General features: G+C 62.9%; 16 protein-coding genes, 1 tRNA gene and 1 pseudogene. 7 read left to right on the top strand and 11 right to left on the bottom strand.

The annotated features are described in order from the left end of the window. Positions 1-91: 91 nt before the first annotated feature. Positions 92-1,984: a helicase C-terminal domain-containing protein gene (locus tag EL22_RS06155; RefSeq protein WP_050050795.1), complete on the bottom strand. Its 1,893-nt coding sequence runs from the start codon at positions 1,982-1,984 to the stop codon at positions 92-94. A gap of 170 nt (positions 1,985-2,154) precedes the next feature. Between EL22_RS06155 and EL22_RS06150 the strand changes: the two genes are divergently transcribed. Continuing rightward, positions 2,155-2,242 (top strand) — tRNA-OTHER (locus EL22_RS06150). An 80-nt stretch (positions 2,243-2,322) separates the two neighbouring features. Here the strand turns inward: EL22_RS06150 and EL22_RS06145 are convergent. Both EL22_RS06145 and EL22_RS17920 read right to left on the bottom strand, forming a co-directional pair. After that, the gene (locus tag EL22_RS06145; protein WP_050050659.1) at positions 2,323-2,577 is read right to left on the bottom strand and encodes a hypothetical protein; all 255 of its coding nucleotides are present in this window, start codon (positions 2,575-2,577) and stop codon (positions 2,323-2,325) included. Between the two features lie 154 nt (positions 2,578-2,731). Next, positions 2,732-2,905, bottom strand: a complete 174-nt coding sequence (locus EL22_RS17920; RefSeq protein ID WP_231587893.1) for a DUF5786 family protein — start codon at positions 2,903-2,905, stop codon at positions 2,732-2,734. Between the two features lie 145 nt (positions 2,906-3,050). On the opposite strand from EL22_RS17920, the gene EL22_RS06140 reads away from it, so the two are divergent. Continuing rightward, entirely contained in the window at positions 3,051-4,058 is a 1,008-nt protein-coding gene (locus EL22_RS06140; RefSeq protein ID WP_050050658.1) for a DUF5784 family protein, read from the top strand. Between the two features lie 199 nt (positions 4,059-4,257). Next, complete coding sequence (locus EL22_RS06135; protein ID WP_050050657.1) at positions 4,258-4,545, top strand: hypothetical protein; 288 nt, start codon at positions 4,258-4,260, stop codon at positions 4,543-4,545. A 35-nt stretch (positions 4,546-4,580) separates the two neighbouring features. Here the strand turns inward: EL22_RS06135 and EL22_RS06130 are convergent, their stop codons facing one another. The 3 genes from EL22_RS06130 to EL22_RS06120 form a co-directional block, all read right to left on the bottom strand. Next, a complete protein-coding gene (locus EL22_RS06130) occupies positions 4,581-5,024 on the bottom strand; it encodes an RNA-binding protein (protein ID WP_050050656.1) in 444 nt (147 codons plus the stop codon). Between the two features lie 36 nt (positions 5,025-5,060). After that, positions 5,061-5,273 (bottom strand): hypothetical protein, encoded by a 213-nt coding sequence (locus tag EL22_RS06125; protein ID WP_050050655.1) that lies wholly within the window; start codon positions 5,271-5,273, stop codon positions 5,061-5,063. 85 nt (positions 5,274-5,358) lie between these two features. Further along, positions 5,359-6,042, bottom strand: a complete 684-nt coding sequence (locus EL22_RS06120; protein WP_050050654.1) for a type 1 glutamine amidotransferase domain-containing protein — start codon at positions 6,040-6,042, stop codon at positions 5,359-5,361. A 143-nt stretch (positions 6,043-6,185) separates the two neighbouring features. Here EL22_RS06120 and EL22_RS06115 point away from each other — a divergent pair, with 143 nt between their 5' ends. Continuing rightward, entirely contained in the window at positions 6,186-6,647 is a 462-nt protein-coding gene (locus EL22_RS06115) for an Hsp20/alpha crystallin family protein (protein WP_050050653.1), read from the top strand. 45 nt (positions 6,648-6,692) lie between these two features. Here EL22_RS06115 and EL22_RS06110 read toward each other — a convergent pair whose 3' ends face one another. The 3 genes from EL22_RS06110 to EL22_RS06100 all read right to left on the bottom strand — a co-directional run bounded on the left by EL22_RS06110 (position 6,693) and on the right by EL22_RS06100 (position 9,246). Next, complete coding sequence (locus tag EL22_RS06110; protein ID WP_050050652.1) at positions 6,693-7,700, bottom strand: bifunctional oligoribonuclease/PAP phosphatase NrnA; 1,008 nt, start codon at positions 7,698-7,700, stop codon at positions 6,693-6,695. 268 nt (positions 7,701-7,968) lie between these two features. Beyond that, complete coding sequence (locus EL22_RS06105; protein ID WP_050050651.1) at positions 7,969-8,979, bottom strand: ornithine cyclodeaminase family protein; 1,011 nt, start codon at positions 8,977-8,979, stop codon at positions 7,969-7,971. A 51-nt stretch (positions 8,980-9,030) separates the two neighbouring features. Continuing rightward, positions 9,031-9,246: a hypothetical protein gene (locus tag EL22_RS06100; protein ID WP_050050650.1), complete on the bottom strand. Its 216-nt coding sequence runs from the start codon at positions 9,244-9,246 to the stop codon at positions 9,031-9,033. Positions 9,247-9,607: 361 nt separating this feature from the next. Here EL22_RS06100 and EL22_RS06095 point away from each other — a divergent pair, with 361 nt between their 5' ends. Next, positions 9,608-10,060 (top strand): hypothetical protein, encoded by a 453-nt coding sequence (locus EL22_RS06095; RefSeq protein WP_050050794.1) that lies wholly within the window; start codon positions 9,608-9,610, stop codon positions 10,058-10,060. On the opposite strand, the gene EL22_RS06090 is transcribed toward EL22_RS06095, so the two are convergent. Both EL22_RS06090 and thpR read right to left on the bottom strand, forming a co-directional pair. Beyond that, a complete protein-coding gene (locus EL22_RS06090) occupies positions 10,041-10,796 on the bottom strand; it encodes a protein-L-isoaspartate O-methyltransferase (protein WP_050050649.1) in 756 nt (251 codons plus the stop codon). The genes EL22_RS06095 and EL22_RS06090 overlap by 20 nt on opposite strands. Positions 10,797-10,900: 104 nt before the next feature. Then, entirely contained in the window at positions 10,901-11,458 is a 558-nt protein-coding gene (thpR, locus tag EL22_RS06085) for an RNA 2',3'-cyclic phosphodiesterase (protein WP_050050648.1), read from the bottom strand. 149 nt (positions 11,459-11,607) lie between these two features. Here thpR and EL22_RS06080 point away from each other — a divergent pair. Beyond that, a pseudogene (locus EL22_RS06080) lies at positions 11,608-12,358 on the top strand (tetratricopeptide repeat protein); the annotation flags it as partial. A 41-nt stretch (positions 12,359-12,399) separates the two neighbouring features. Further along, on the top strand, positions 12,400-12,690 hold the full coding sequence (locus EL22_RS06075; RefSeq protein ID WP_050050647.1) for a DUF424 domain-containing protein: 291 nt from the start codon (positions 12,400-12,402) through the stop codon (positions 12,688-12,690). Positions 12,691-12,700 lie beyond the last annotated feature (10 nt).

Raw genomic sequence — 12,700 nt, 5'->3', positions numbered from 1 at the left:
GTTCATTCCGAGCCATCTCGTCCGGTCTATCGCCCTCGAGACGATTTTTCGATCACGCTCGTTCGTCTTCGCAAAAATACGAACTGAGCCGTTAGCCGTCCGTGTCCCAGACATCCGCCAGCGGGCTCGAGCGCGATGATTCGCGCGTGGACGAGCGGTTGCGATCGCTCGAGGAGCGACTCCCAGATCCGGACTGAGACCGATCACCAGTCCGCGAGCCAGAAGCCGACGTGGACGGCGAACGGCCGGGGGATGAACGGCCGGACGACGAGCGGTTCGCGCCGCCGGTTCCGATGACCGCGGCCTGCGGGTCGAAGGAAGGAAGCGAGGGCGCGTTCATCCGGTCGACCTGCGCTTCGAACCAGTCGGGCATGTCCGTTCGCGCGCGGTCGAAGAGGTCCAGCAGGCTCGAGTCCGCCAGGTACGTCGCGCCGTAGTCGTCGGGCGCGCGGACGACCCGACCACAGCCCTGGATGATGGTTCGAAGCGCGGTTCGGTAGTACCAGGCCCACTGGCCCTCCTCGAGGCGGTGAGCGACGCGCGAATCGCCGGTGTTGAGAAACGGCGCTTTACAGAGGACCTGAAAGCGACAGAGGTCGCCTTTGAGGTCGAGCGCTTCCTCCATCTTGACCGAGAGGAACATGTCCGGATCGTCGCTCGCCTTCCACTCCTCTAAGTCGGCGTCCCGGCCGTCTCTCGTGTGCGTTCGAATCCGCTCGCCGACACCGAAATCCCGAAGCAGGTCGGCCAGTCGCTCCTGAATCGCGTAGGAGTGGGCGTGGACCAGCCCCTTCTCGTCCGGATGTTCTTGCATGATTCGGACGATGGTTCGGGCGATCTTGGGGAGCGTGTCGTCGCGCTGGTCGTAGGTCATCTTCCCCTGAGTCACGTCGTACAGCGGGCGGTTTTCGACCGGGAAGGTGTGCTCGACGTCGACGAGGGCGACGTTCTCCGGACGGAGTCCGACCTGCCTGCAGAACGCGTCCTTGTTGAGGATCGTCGCCGAGAGGAGCGCGAACTTGTTGCCCCGATCCCAGACAGTGTGTCTGAGGTAGCGCTCGGGGTTCATCGGTTTGATCGTCAGCGGGCCGCCGAGTTCGGCGTCCTCGCCGTCGCTCCCATTGGCGCCGCTGGCTCGGTCGGCGTCGGCCGGCGGCTCCTGATCGATCAGCCAGGTCGTCGGACTCTCCGGGTCGCGGTAGTCCGAAACGAACCACTCGAGTTCGCCGATGAGTTCCTGAAGCCGGTCCCGCTCGCGAACGTCCGCGGGCGTGAGCGACTCCTGAGCGAGCAGTTCGTCTTTGCGTCGAGTGCACGTCTGAGCGAGGTTTTCGGCGTAGCGGGCGGCGCGGTCGACCCCGCCGATGTCGGGAACGCGAAGGTCCTCCCAGATGGGGACCGAACGGGGGCCGAGTCGGATCGTCGCGTACATCTCGGCCCACTCGGCCAGTCCGTGGGCTTCGTCAACGACGACCACGTCGCGGGTCCGAAAAACCTCGCTCCCCGCGGTTTGCATGAAGTACGCGAGCGTCATCGCCGCGATTTCGCGGTTCGACGCGATCGCTCGGTCCGAGAAGTACGGACAGCGATGTTTGACCGAGCAGTCGTACCCGCGCTCGCGAACGCACGGGGCCTGATTCACCGGCGTGTCGCGCTCGTGGGGGAGAATACAGTTGTAGTTCGACTTCCCGCGGATCACGTTCAGATCTGAAAGCAGGTCGTCCGCAGCGACGTCGTCGAGCTGCGACACCTGCGGCGTCGTGTAGTAGGCCCCCGAGGGCTCGCTCGGATCCGCCTCCTCTATCGTCTGGGCACAGCCGGCGATCGCTCGAGCCAGCAGAGACTTCCCACTGCCCGTGGGCGCGCGCACGAGTACAACGTCGTTGCCGGCCTCGAACGCGTCGCGAACGTCACGGAGGGCCGACTCCTGCGCGCCGCGATAGCTCGGCGCGGGAAACTCCTCGAAGATCCGCTCGGTGTTCACCGTTCGAACCACGGCGGGGCTCGATCCTAAAAGCACCGGACCGTCGCCGTCGGTGAATCTCGAGACCGGCGACAGACGGTCGACGATCCTCGATCGGCTGCCGAAATCGACGCCTACCGCCCGGTAGGCGCTCGATTACAAATACGAAACGTCCCATCGATCCTGAACGTGGAAGGGTCGCTCAGCGGAAGAGCACCCGTGGGCCCCTGGCCCGCGGAGGCCCTCTGGCCTCGTGGCGTTCGAATCCCACCCCTTCCGTTCTCGACGAATCGCTTCCGTTCTCGCAGCTGTCGTCGCCTCGAGACTGCTCGAGGCGACGAACCCGATAGAATCGACGGTCAGCGATCCGACCGGACTGAGCGAACGACAGAGCCATCATCGCTCGGCTCCAGGTTCTCCACGTCCTCGACCGTCGGCTCATCAGGCAACGCCTCGAGACACGGGTAGCAAAGCAGGTGGCTCGAGCCGTCCGCGAGCTCGAGGGTCATCGCCGTCCCGTCGCTGCCGTCATTTTCGCCGAACGTCCAGATGTTGGCGACGCCGCCTGCGACGGAGACCGGACGGCCGCAGCCGTCACACGAATCAGTTCCCATAGCGATCAGCGCTCATAGCGAACACTCAGGACGGAACGGGCAAAGTCGTTCCCCCGAGGAGTCGTTTTCGGGTAGCCGGAATCGGTTGCCCGTCGCGATTCGAGACACCTGCCGGTACGTGAGTAGAGTGCGGCGGAAAAGGAGTTCGTCGCCACTAGTCCGACTTGATCTCCTCGAACTTGTTCAGGAGTTCCTCGGCGGAATCGCCGGAATCGTACTCGACGGTTCCGTGGTGGATCGTCCGCTCGTCGTCGAAGTCGGTATCGACTTTGGAAGCTTGTTTTTCACGTCGCTCGTGCTCGTCTTCGTCATAGGCACCCATTGACATGGTAACTATACACATGTAGGTAGTTCTCTCTTATCAAGGTAACGGTTAAATCGGGCAGAGACGCGTCGGAAACGCAGTATTTCACGGGAAGTGGGAGGAAAGCCAGAAGGGAAGACGTATGCGAGACCAGCACCTACTGTGAGGCGTGGCACGGCCGCTTCGCTTCCGTTATTCGCCCGCTCACTGGAGCGAGCAACGGGTCCGTCAGAAGATTTTGCAACCGCTTCGGAACAACATCGGCGCTCGAGCCGTCAGCCCCCAATTCGACATCAACGGCGGGTGGGATACCCACCGCTTCGAGATGACGAACGGCGATATCGCTCTGTTCGCCCGGAACGACGAGGAGGCCTACTGGATGGGCAACACCGAGACGCCGTCGGCGCTGTGGCGAACCGACAAGTTCGGCTGGGGCGAGGTCCCCCATCACGTCTCGCGGTGGACACAGCGGGAACTCCTCGAGACGCTGTACGAGGCGGACCCGTGGCTCGAGGCGTACCCGCACCTCTCGTGGTTTTTCCTCCCCGTATTCATGTCCAAGGACGGACGGGAGTCCACGCGGGCGTTCTTCCGCGAGCACGCTGGCGGCTTTCCCGATGCCGGCCGACGGGACGCGATGGGCTTTTTCGAGGAGTTCTTCACCACCGGCACGCTCGACGAGTACCGACACGTCATGGCGGGGAAACTCGGCACCAGCGATCACGTCGACCGCGTTCGTATGAGCGCCTCGATGGGCGAGTTCATCGCCGCGAAAATTCTCGTCGACGCGGACTACGACGTAGTCCCCGAGATCGAGGTGACGACGGGACACTCACTCGACTACCGCGCGAAAGACGGGTCGACGAACGTCCTCGTGGAAGTCACCCGCCCCCAGCCGCCCGGAAACAGGGCCGCCTCGGGACCGGTCGCCGCGGTTCGAGATACCGCCGAGACCAAGACGAGCGGCCAACTCGCCGAACACGGCGGCGGCGCGGTGTTGTTCGTCGACTGCTCGAGCTTTCGCGACGATAGCTGGAACGCGGTTCGCGGCGAGCAACCCGACGTTCGCCACCGCCCCGCGGTCGTCTACCGCGCCCGACCGGACGGCCACGTCGAGGGCTATCGGAAGGGATCGGTGCCGCTCGAGCTAGGCGACGGGCTCGAGTTTCTCGATTGAGCGCGCTCTCGAGAATGTTAGTCTGCAGGATTTCGATACGCGTTGGAAAAGTTTCAGTGGTGTACCCAACAGGATCAGCGCATCCTCATTCTCCCGTCCCCTGAACGATTTCCTCGAGTAACGACAGTACAAAACGAGAAATCACCTTGACCTGCGACTTCTCGGCAAGAATCGATCGGACGAGTCGGCTGACATTGCGGTGACGATTCTGGAAGATGGAGACCCAGTCTACGAGGAGACAGCCGAACTCGAGCCAGCAGGCGACGACGAACACAGGGACGAACAACATCTTACCGGTCCGTGGATCAAGCTACACGGGCCGTACTCGCTCGAAATTACCGCTCTAGGAGAATCGGTTACACTCTCGAACGAGGAGATCATCGACCAACTCGAGGACACCGGCTGGGGGGTCGAGTCTGTGCGCGTGGCCGGTGTCGTTACCGAGGATCGAACGCTCGAGACGAACGTCGAATCACGCGAGGAGTAGAGCGCCGCCAACGCTATTTGTTACCCCCAATCGGATCAGTTGACGTCCTCGTCCTCGAGGCGCTCGAGGACCTCTCTGGCGTTCTCGACGGCGGCTTCTTTTTTCGCGGGGTAGGCCTCGACTTTCGCGCGGAACGTGATGCCGTCGCCGAGTCGGCTCTCGCCGTTGAACGCGGCCTGTTTGTCGAGCGTGAGATAGAGTTCGGTGTTCTCGGTGACCCGCTGGTCGAGTTCGGCGATCAGGCCGTCGAAATCCTCGAGATCCGCGAGTCTCGAGAGGACGTGGCGCACGTCGTCTGCGTTTTCGGCGCGCGCCGAGAGGACGAGGATCCGATCACCGTAGTGACCCTCGCTCTCGACGCGCCCTATTTCGAACTCTTCGGGGAGGAACGTTCGCAGCGCTTCCTCGACGCGTTTTTCGTCCTCGGTGGCGTAACAAAACGTCCGCAGATCGACGTAGTGAAGCGGGATTTGTGGCATCGGTCCTGAGAGAACGGGCGTGTTCGCTGGTGGCAGTTACTCGTCGGCGTCGTCGTCCGTGTCGGCGTCATCGGGAGCGGCCTCGAGGGCGTCTTCTGGAACGCCCGACTCCTGGCCGTCCTCGAAACTGATCGTGTAGGTGACGTCGCCGAACATAGATTCCATCGTCTGGGTGACCGTCCCGACTTCGCCGTCGAATTCGCTGTGTTTGTCGTGGAGCACGACGTGGTCGTCTTCCTCGAAGCTCATAGGTCGCTCTTCCCTGCCATTGCGTAAAAAGGGACTGATTCGATTTCGACGGTCGACAGGGACCTCGAGCCCGACTGCAACCGGGTTAGGCTTCGATTCCGAGTTCCTCGAGGAGCGTCTGGCCCGCAGCGCTCGAGGAACCGGGCCCGCGTGCGGTGATCAGGTCGCCGTCGACGGTAACGCTGGTCTCCGAATCGAGTTCGGCGTCCCAGTTTCCGCCCGCGGCGATCACTTCGTCTTCGACCCAGTAGGGGAGTTTTCTGCCGTCGGGCATCAGGTCCTCGTCGTCGACGATTCCCTCCTCCCACTCGTTCGGGAAGCCGGTGACATCGCGGTCGTGGACGAGGAACGCGCCGTGGCTGTCACGCGTGAACGCGAGGATAGCGATGGCGTGGCAGACGACGAGTGCCTTTCCGTCGCCCTCGATCGTCTCGCGGAGGATCGTGCGCGCGTGTCTGTCCTGATTAATGTCCCACTCGGTGCCGTGGCCGCCCGGGAAGACGACGGCGTCGTACTCGCCGGCCTGTGCCTTCGCGAGCGGGATGGGATCGTTGAGTCGCTCATCTGTTTCATGGACTTCCATGACGTGTTCAGCCGTTTCCTCGCCGACCTGCTCGGGATCGGCCGACCGTTCGTCGATTCGCGGCGGTCCGCCCGTCGGCGTCGCGACCGTCACGTCGACCCCGGCGTCGGTGAGCGTCTCGAGCGGCTCGATGCATTCTTCTCCCCAATACCCCTCCTCGCTGACGACGAACAGTGCTCGAGTCACGCGCGTTCGTTCGGGGGCTAGCACATTAACGCCGGTCCAACCCCTCGGTTCTGCCGCAATCGCAGCCGCCGACCTGTTTCGAGAGCGGACGGTCACGAGCGACGAGGGTGGTCTTTTTCGCTGCTGGCGACGTACCTCAGTCCATGGCACAGCGACCGAATCCCTTCGAGGAACTCGAGAAACTGATCGATCGACTGAGCCGGCAACTGCGGTCACCGCGGCGATCCGGCGACGAGGGCGGTGACGCTGACGGCGAGGACCTCGGTATGAGCGTCGGATCGCGCGGAACCGGCGTCGACGTAACGGACGCAAACGGAGAGTTCGTCGTCGTGGTCGACGCGCCCGGATTCGAACGTGACGACATCGAACTCACGTTGACGAACCGGCGGCTGAAGATCGACGGTGAGCGCGAACAGACCGTCGACGACGCCGACGACACCTACCTTCGACGCGAGCGTCGCACGCACTCGTTCAGCCGGCAGATAACCCTCCCTGGTCCCGTCGACGCAGACGGTGTCGAAGCACACCTCAATAACGGCGTCGTGACGATCAGGCTGCCAAAGCGTGATTACGACGACGCAGCGCACTCGATCGATATCGAGTGAGTCCGCAGACGGATGATCGACCGGAGCAACTGTACCACAGACCGATTATTCGTCCTCGTTGTTGAGGTTCAAGACATCAAAAAACCGCTTCTCGAGGCGGGTGCTGGCGAACTCGAGTAACTGATTTTCGTCCCCCGCGACGTCCGCGAACAGTCCGAGATCGATACGTCCACCGGCCATGTCGTGGTGGCCGCCGACCGCTCCGAGTTCGCCGAACGCCTTTTGTAACGTTTCGCCGGCCTGAACCCGCGGGTCGATCGATCGAGCACTCAGTCGGATCGAACCGTTAACGATCCCGTAGATGAGGACCGTATCGACGCCCTCGAGGTTGAGCAGATAGTCCGCGGCCTGGGGGAGCGCGTCGGTCTCGGTGGTCCGGCCCACGCTCGAGGCCAGCGACGAACCCCGACGCGTCCGCGACGTGATAGCGTGTCCGATCGCGTCGAGCGTGGCCGGAGAGAACGCGCTCCCGTACAGTTGCTCTAACATCTCGAGGTTCGCCTCCGGGTACACAGCCAGTGCCGCCTCGTACTCGCGTTCGGTCGGGTCGCGGACGAAATCGAGCCGTTCCCGGTGCAGCGCAAAGAGCAGGGCAGACGCCAATCGCGTCGCGACGGCCATCTCGAGGTCGAAGAGGTACTCGACGAAGATCGTCGCGGTCGCGCCGTAATCCGTTCGAACGTCGACGAACGCCGTCTCGACGTCGCTGTCTGGATGATGGTCGACGACGATCGTCGGTTCGATCGACGACGGTACCTGCGTGTTCCGGCCGGGCACCGCGTGATCGACGAATGCGAGGGAATCGTCCTCAGTAATCGACGCGTTTCGGATCGGCGTGATCTCGATGTTGAGCATGTTGACGAACGCCCGGTTTTGCTGGTGTGAGATCTCCCCCCCGTAGACGGTCCGGGTCTCGTTTACGCCGTTGTGTTTCGCGATCCGTTCGAGCGCGAGCGCGCTGGCGAGGCAGTCGGGATCCGGGTTGTCGTGACAGACGATGGTGAGCGAATCCATCTCCGCGAGCGTTTCTCCCAGATCTTCCGCTCGAGACATATCTAATCCTACGGACACGAGCAGTTTGTAAGTCGTGCCAAGATGTCGGACGCGATGACTGGAAATACCGTATTAACTACCGTAACCAGATGATACGTCGGTATGCTGTCGTCGAATTCTCCGTATTCGGACGAAGATATTATTGATGAATAGCATATATTTCGGGTCAATCTCCGCTCGAGCACGGAAGACGGTTCGGATACAGATCGTCCGTCCGCGCGATGGAGTCAATCGACACCACGCCGGATCCGTGGCGGATCCGTGGCCCCTAGCGGTCGCGTCGCCGGCCCGTCAACGCCTCGCTGGCCGGCGCGAACGGAATCGGCGTGCCCCGGTCGTTCTCGAGTGCGCGTTCGTAGAGCAACGACGCCGCGGCGACCGTCTCGATTCCGGTGCCGCCGCTGTCGAAGACGGTTATCTCGTCGGCGTCGATTCGGCCCGGTTCGGTGCCGGCAACCACGTCACCGAGTTCGGCGTGCACGTGATCGTCCGAGATGCGACCCGTCTCGAGCGCCGCGATAAACGACCCCGCATCCTGTGAGACCCGCTCTCGGAGGTCCGGAACGTACGTCGATCGTTCGATCGTCGTCGCGTCGAGTTCCCGTTTGTCGGGGTGGTACTGCCCCATCGCCGTCACGTGTGCGCCGGGCTCTAAGTGCTCGCCGTCGAAAACCGGTTCGGTCGACGTCGTCGCCGTGATGACGACGTCCGCGCCCGCCACTGCGGCCTCGCTCGAGGAGACGGCCCGAACGGACGCCTCGAGCTGGGCGGCGAACTCGTCGGCGAACGCCGTCCGGTTTTCCGCGGTCGGCGAGTAGACGCGGACCTCCTCGAAGTCCCGGACCGTGACAGCCGTGTGGACCTGTCCGCGGGCCTGCGGACCGGTTCCGATGACGGCGAGAGTCGTCGCGTCCTCGCGCGCGAGTGAATCGACGGCGACGGCTCCGGCAGCGCCGGTCTTGAACGGGTTCATGCTCGCGCCATCGAGAATCGCGAGCGGTTCGCCCGACTGCGCGTCGAAAAGCGGCGTCACGAACCACGCGTCGCCGGCGTCGAACCCGGCGCTGTACATGTAACCGCCCATCGCGCCCGTTTCGGGCAACAACGCGGCGTAGTCGGTGAACATACCGTCGGGATCCGTTCGGAAGTACGCCGAACGCGGATCGGCGGGTGCGCCGTGACCGCGCTGGCGATACCCCTCTCGGACCGCCTCCACGTATTCGGCTGGCGAGGCGAGGTCTTCGATAGCGTCGCTCGAGAGAAACAGCGTCTCGGTCATATCAGGCAAATCGGGATCGAACGAGAAAAAGACAGTGAGAGCGCCTCGAGATCAGTCGGCGTTGATCGGTGGTCGGGTCGTGCCAGTTTCGTCGCCCGAATCGATGGGAGCGTTGACGAACATCGCGTGACCGATGAGCGTCATGGCGACCATCGATCCGACCGGAATCGCTGCCGTTATCGAAACGCCGACGACGGTGAGCGCGACGGTAATGCCGAGCAGTGCGACTGGGATGAGGGCCAGAACAATGTCGTAATATCCAGTCATAATGTATAGTATCCTATGTGGGATGGTAATATAAGTGTTTCCCATAATCGCTTGATACTGGATCAGTTCTAAATACCAATCCACTCTATAAATAACTCGTAAGTTATGGAGATACCATACGCTCCAAGGACATTTCTTCTCACAAACAATTAAGCGGCCAAGGACACAGACTGACACGCATCCCGCCTCGGGCGTTTTCTGCTGACGCTAAATTACAAGTGGGGAGCTAATCGTTCACTCAAGTAGTCGTATTCTGAGACGCAAACGAACCGGGACAACTGAGCGAGTGTCGGAACAACGGACCTCCCTGAGCACGGACTTCGGACGAGAGTTTATATACAGAAACGCGACCAAACCGGGTATGCGATCTCACCAACGCTTTCACGAGGACGAACGAGCGATCGAAGGGCTCCCGATCCGGCTCGTCATCGCGCTCGTCGTCGGCGTCGCCTGTCTCGGGATTATGATGAACATGCTCAGCGGCATCGGAACCCTCTCACAGACCGAAGTCGACGTCGAAATCGAGCCGACAACGGTTTCCGCCGACGCCGAAACTGGCGTCGACATCACTGTGATCGGCGACGACGGAAACGAGGTCGAGGACGCGACCGTGATCGTCTCGAGCGGCAGCGCATCGATACCCGAAACTGTCGACGAGAAAACAGATAGCGACGGAACCGTCACGGTCGATCTCGAGCCCGAAATCAGACAGGGACAGGGAACGGGAACGCTCGAGATCGATGTCCATCCGCCGACGAGCACCGATTACGTGGACGAGCAGGCCAACAGCGAGATCATCGTGACCGAGAACTGATCGTCCCCTCCCACTCGATCCACTCCTGTTCCCAGCCCCGCCGCGACTGCGCGTGTCGGATCGCATGCTCGCGGTCCTCTCGAGCGGTCCGGTTCCGTTCGACGGCACCCGACTGCTCGCCCTCGACCAACAGCGGGTCGAACGAGACGACCGCGCGGTCGACCGCGGTCGGGGTGCCGTCCGGTGCAACCGCCGTCAGTCGCTGCGGGTTGGCGCCCTGTGGGTACACCAGCCGGCCGTCGTCGGTTAGCTGGCGGACGAGCGCCTTCGGCGGGGACTGTGCGGCCGCCTCGAGGAGGATGCGATCGAACGGCGCGTACGCCGGAAGCCCGGCCGCGCCGTCGGCGCAGTCGACGAGGATGCCGCCGTAGCCGGCGTTCTCGAGGTTCGCTCGCGCCTCGTAGACGATCGATCTGGCAATGTCGATGGCGTGGACGTTCGCCTCGCCGACGAGTTCGGCGGCGACGGCTGCCGTGTAGCCGACGCCGGCACCGACGATCAAAACGTCGTCGTCGGGGTTCGGCGAGAGAAACTGCAGCAGGCGGGCGACGACGCTGGGCGCGAGGACGCGCGTTCCGAGGCAGTCGCTGTCTCGATCGGCGTAGGCCAGTCGCTCGTCGTCGAAGAACTCGTGGCGATCGACGTCACGCATCGCGACGTCGCCGTCGGTGAGGACGCCTTTGGCCGGGGACTCGAGTCCGTCGACCATGTCCTCTCGTAAGACCGCCGGATCCATACGCGACCTAAATCGGCGACGGTAATCAAAGACGCGCTTGCGCTACCGCGCACGTTCGGAGCGAAAGCGGTCGCAGCAATGAGAGACGGCCGCGAGCAGGGAGATTATCGCAGCGAGATTCGTCGCACCGTGGAATACACGGGGCCGTCCGCCTCGAGCGTGCTCTCGGTCAAGCAAACCGATTCGACGCGCGTCTCGCCGACGGTCTGCGCTCGCTCGCGGACGACGCGCTGAACGAGGTCCTTTCCACCGGCGTGTTCCATCCGCGCGAGCGTGACGTGTGGGGTGAAGTCGTGTGTCTCCGGATCGAACCCCATCGCCGTCGTTCTGGCCTCGATCACTTCGTGTAACTGTCGGAGTTGCTCGCCGCCCGTTTCGACGCCGAGCCAGACGACGCTGATGTACTCGAGATCCGGAAAGACGCCGAGGCCGCCGAACCGAACGGCAAACGGGTCAAGATCCGTGTCCGAGACGGCAGCCTCGAGTTCGGACTCGAGTGCCGGCACTCGATCCTCGGTAACCTCGCCGAGGAATTTGAGTGTCAGGTGGGCCTGCGCGGGGTCGACGAAGTTCAGTCCGCTCGCGTCCTCGAGCGTCGTCTGGATGTCTGCGATCGGTTCCGCGAGTTCGTCGGGGAGGTCGACGCTGACGAACAGTCGCATGGGCGGTGATTCGAGCGCGTCGGTATTCAACGGACGGGGGAGTTGAGACGCTCGAGAATGTACTCCGACCGAGCTACTCGAGAACGGCTGTAGACAGTCGACTGGCTCGGGTCGCAGGCCTTAACAGTCCTCGCCGCCAAAAAATGCCAATGACCGAACGAGAGAACGAACGCGATCCCGAACACCAGTTCTCCGAGGGTGAGGGGCTCGATCAGTCGTACGAGGAGTTCGATCTCGATCCCCCGGAACTCGGGGTCGATCCGACGAAGGTCGATCCGGTCGACTCCCGGGCTGTTACGGACCTGCTCGACGAGCGAAACATCGGGAGCGACGATGTCGACGCAGAAGAACTGCTCGAGGTCGGTCTGAGCTACATGCGGATCAACCGCCACGAGCAGGCGACGGAGGCGTTCGAGCGGGCGGCTAACTTCGCCGAGGACGACCTCGTCGAGCAGGAGGCTTGGGTCAACAAGGGCGTGGCCCACGCCGAACTCGAGGAGTACGATCAGGCGATCGGCGCACATCAGGAGGCGCTTCGGATCGACGACTCGAGCGAACACGCCGCGAGCGCGGAGACGAACCTGGCCTACGCGCTCTGGGAGTTCGGCGAGACCGCACAGGCGCTCGAGCACGCCGAACGCGCCGTCGAGATCGACGAGCGATTCGCCCAGGCATGGTTCAATCGGGCGTTTTTTCCTCGCGGAACGCGGCCTCGCCGAGGAGGCGCACAACTGCATCGACAACGCGATCCGACTCGGACTGCGAAACGCGCAGGTCCTCGAGGAGAAAGCGCGGATTCTCGAGGAACTCGGCGAGTACGACGAAGCCGAGAAGATCGCCGAGGAGGCAAACGAGATGCGCGAGAACGCCGAAGAGCGACTCGTCGAAGAGCGCCAGCAGCTACAGGAGTAGCGTGAGCACCGATGGGATCTGAGAGAGACATGATCGTCGCAGAACGCGAAACGCCGGAGGGGTTGCTCGTCGCCGTCTGCGACCGGGCAGTGCTCGGGGAGACGTTTGAGAGCGGCGAATTCTCGCTGACGGTCACCGAGGAGTTTTACGGCGGTAACGACGCCGACGAGCAGGAGGTCACAAACAGCCTCGCTCGAGCGACCGTCGCCAACATTGTCGGCGAAAGGGCGGTCGACCTCGCGGTCGACGAGGGGATCGTCGACGAGGCGAACGTGCTCGAGGTCGGCGAGACGGTCCACGCGCAGTTGTTGCGAATGTAAGCCGGGTCTG

The sequence above is a fragment of the Halostagnicola sp. A56 genome (assembly GCF_000691505.1).
Taxonomy (GTDB): Archaea; Halobacteriota; Halobacteria; order Halobacteriales; family Natrialbaceae; genus Halostagnicola.
The sequence above is the reverse complement of the archived record's forward strand: the minus strand, read 5'-3'. Positions and strand labels throughout refer to the sequence as shown.

Excerpts from the sequence above, each read along its gene's own strand:
- EL22_RS06145 (WP_050050659.1), bottom strand. The coding sequence starts at position 2,577 with ATGGGAACTGATTCGTGTGACGGCTGCGGCCGTCCGGTCTCCGTCGCA.
- EL22_RS17920 (WP_231587893.1), bottom strand. The coding sequence starts at position 2,905 with ATGTCAATGGGTGCCTATGACGAAGACGAGCACGAGCGACGTGAAAAA.
- EL22_RS06130 (WP_050050656.1), bottom strand. The coding sequence starts at position 5,024 with ATGCCACAAATCCCGCTTCACTACGTCGATCTGCGGACGTTTTGTTAC.
- EL22_RS06125 (WP_050050655.1), bottom strand. The coding sequence starts at position 5,273 with ATGAGCTTCGAGGAAGACGACCACGTCGTGCTCCACGACAAACACAGC.
- EL22_RS06115 (WP_050050653.1), top strand. The coding sequence starts at position 6,186 with ATGGCACAGCGACCGAATCCCTTCGAGGAACTCGAGAAACTGATCGAT.
- EL22_RS06110 (WP_050050652.1), bottom strand. The coding sequence starts at position 7,700 with ATGTCTCGAGCGGAAGATCTGGGAGAAACGCTCGCGGAGATGGATTCG.
- EL22_RS06105 (WP_050050651.1), bottom strand. The coding sequence starts at position 8,979 with ATGACCGAGACGCTGTTTCTCTCGAGCGACGCTATCGAAGACCTCGCC.
- EL22_RS06100 (WP_050050650.1), bottom strand. The coding sequence starts at position 9,246 with ATGACTGGATATTACGACATTGTTCTGGCCCTCATCCCAGTCGCACTG.
- EL22_RS06095 (WP_050050794.1), top strand. The coding sequence starts at position 9,608 with ATGCGATCTCACCAACGCTTTCACGAGGACGAACGAGCGATCGAAGGG.
- EL22_RS06090 (WP_050050649.1), bottom strand. The coding sequence starts at position 10,796 with ATGGATCCGGCGGTCTTACGAGAGGACATGGTCGACGGACTCGAGTCC.
- thpR (WP_050050648.1), bottom strand. The coding sequence starts at position 11,458 with ATGCGACTGTTCGTCAGCGTCGACCTCCCCGACGAACTCGCGGAACCG.
- EL22_RS06075 (WP_050050647.1), top strand. The coding sequence starts at position 12,400 with ATGATCGTCGCAGAACGCGAAACGCCGGAGGGGTTGCTCGTCGCCGTC.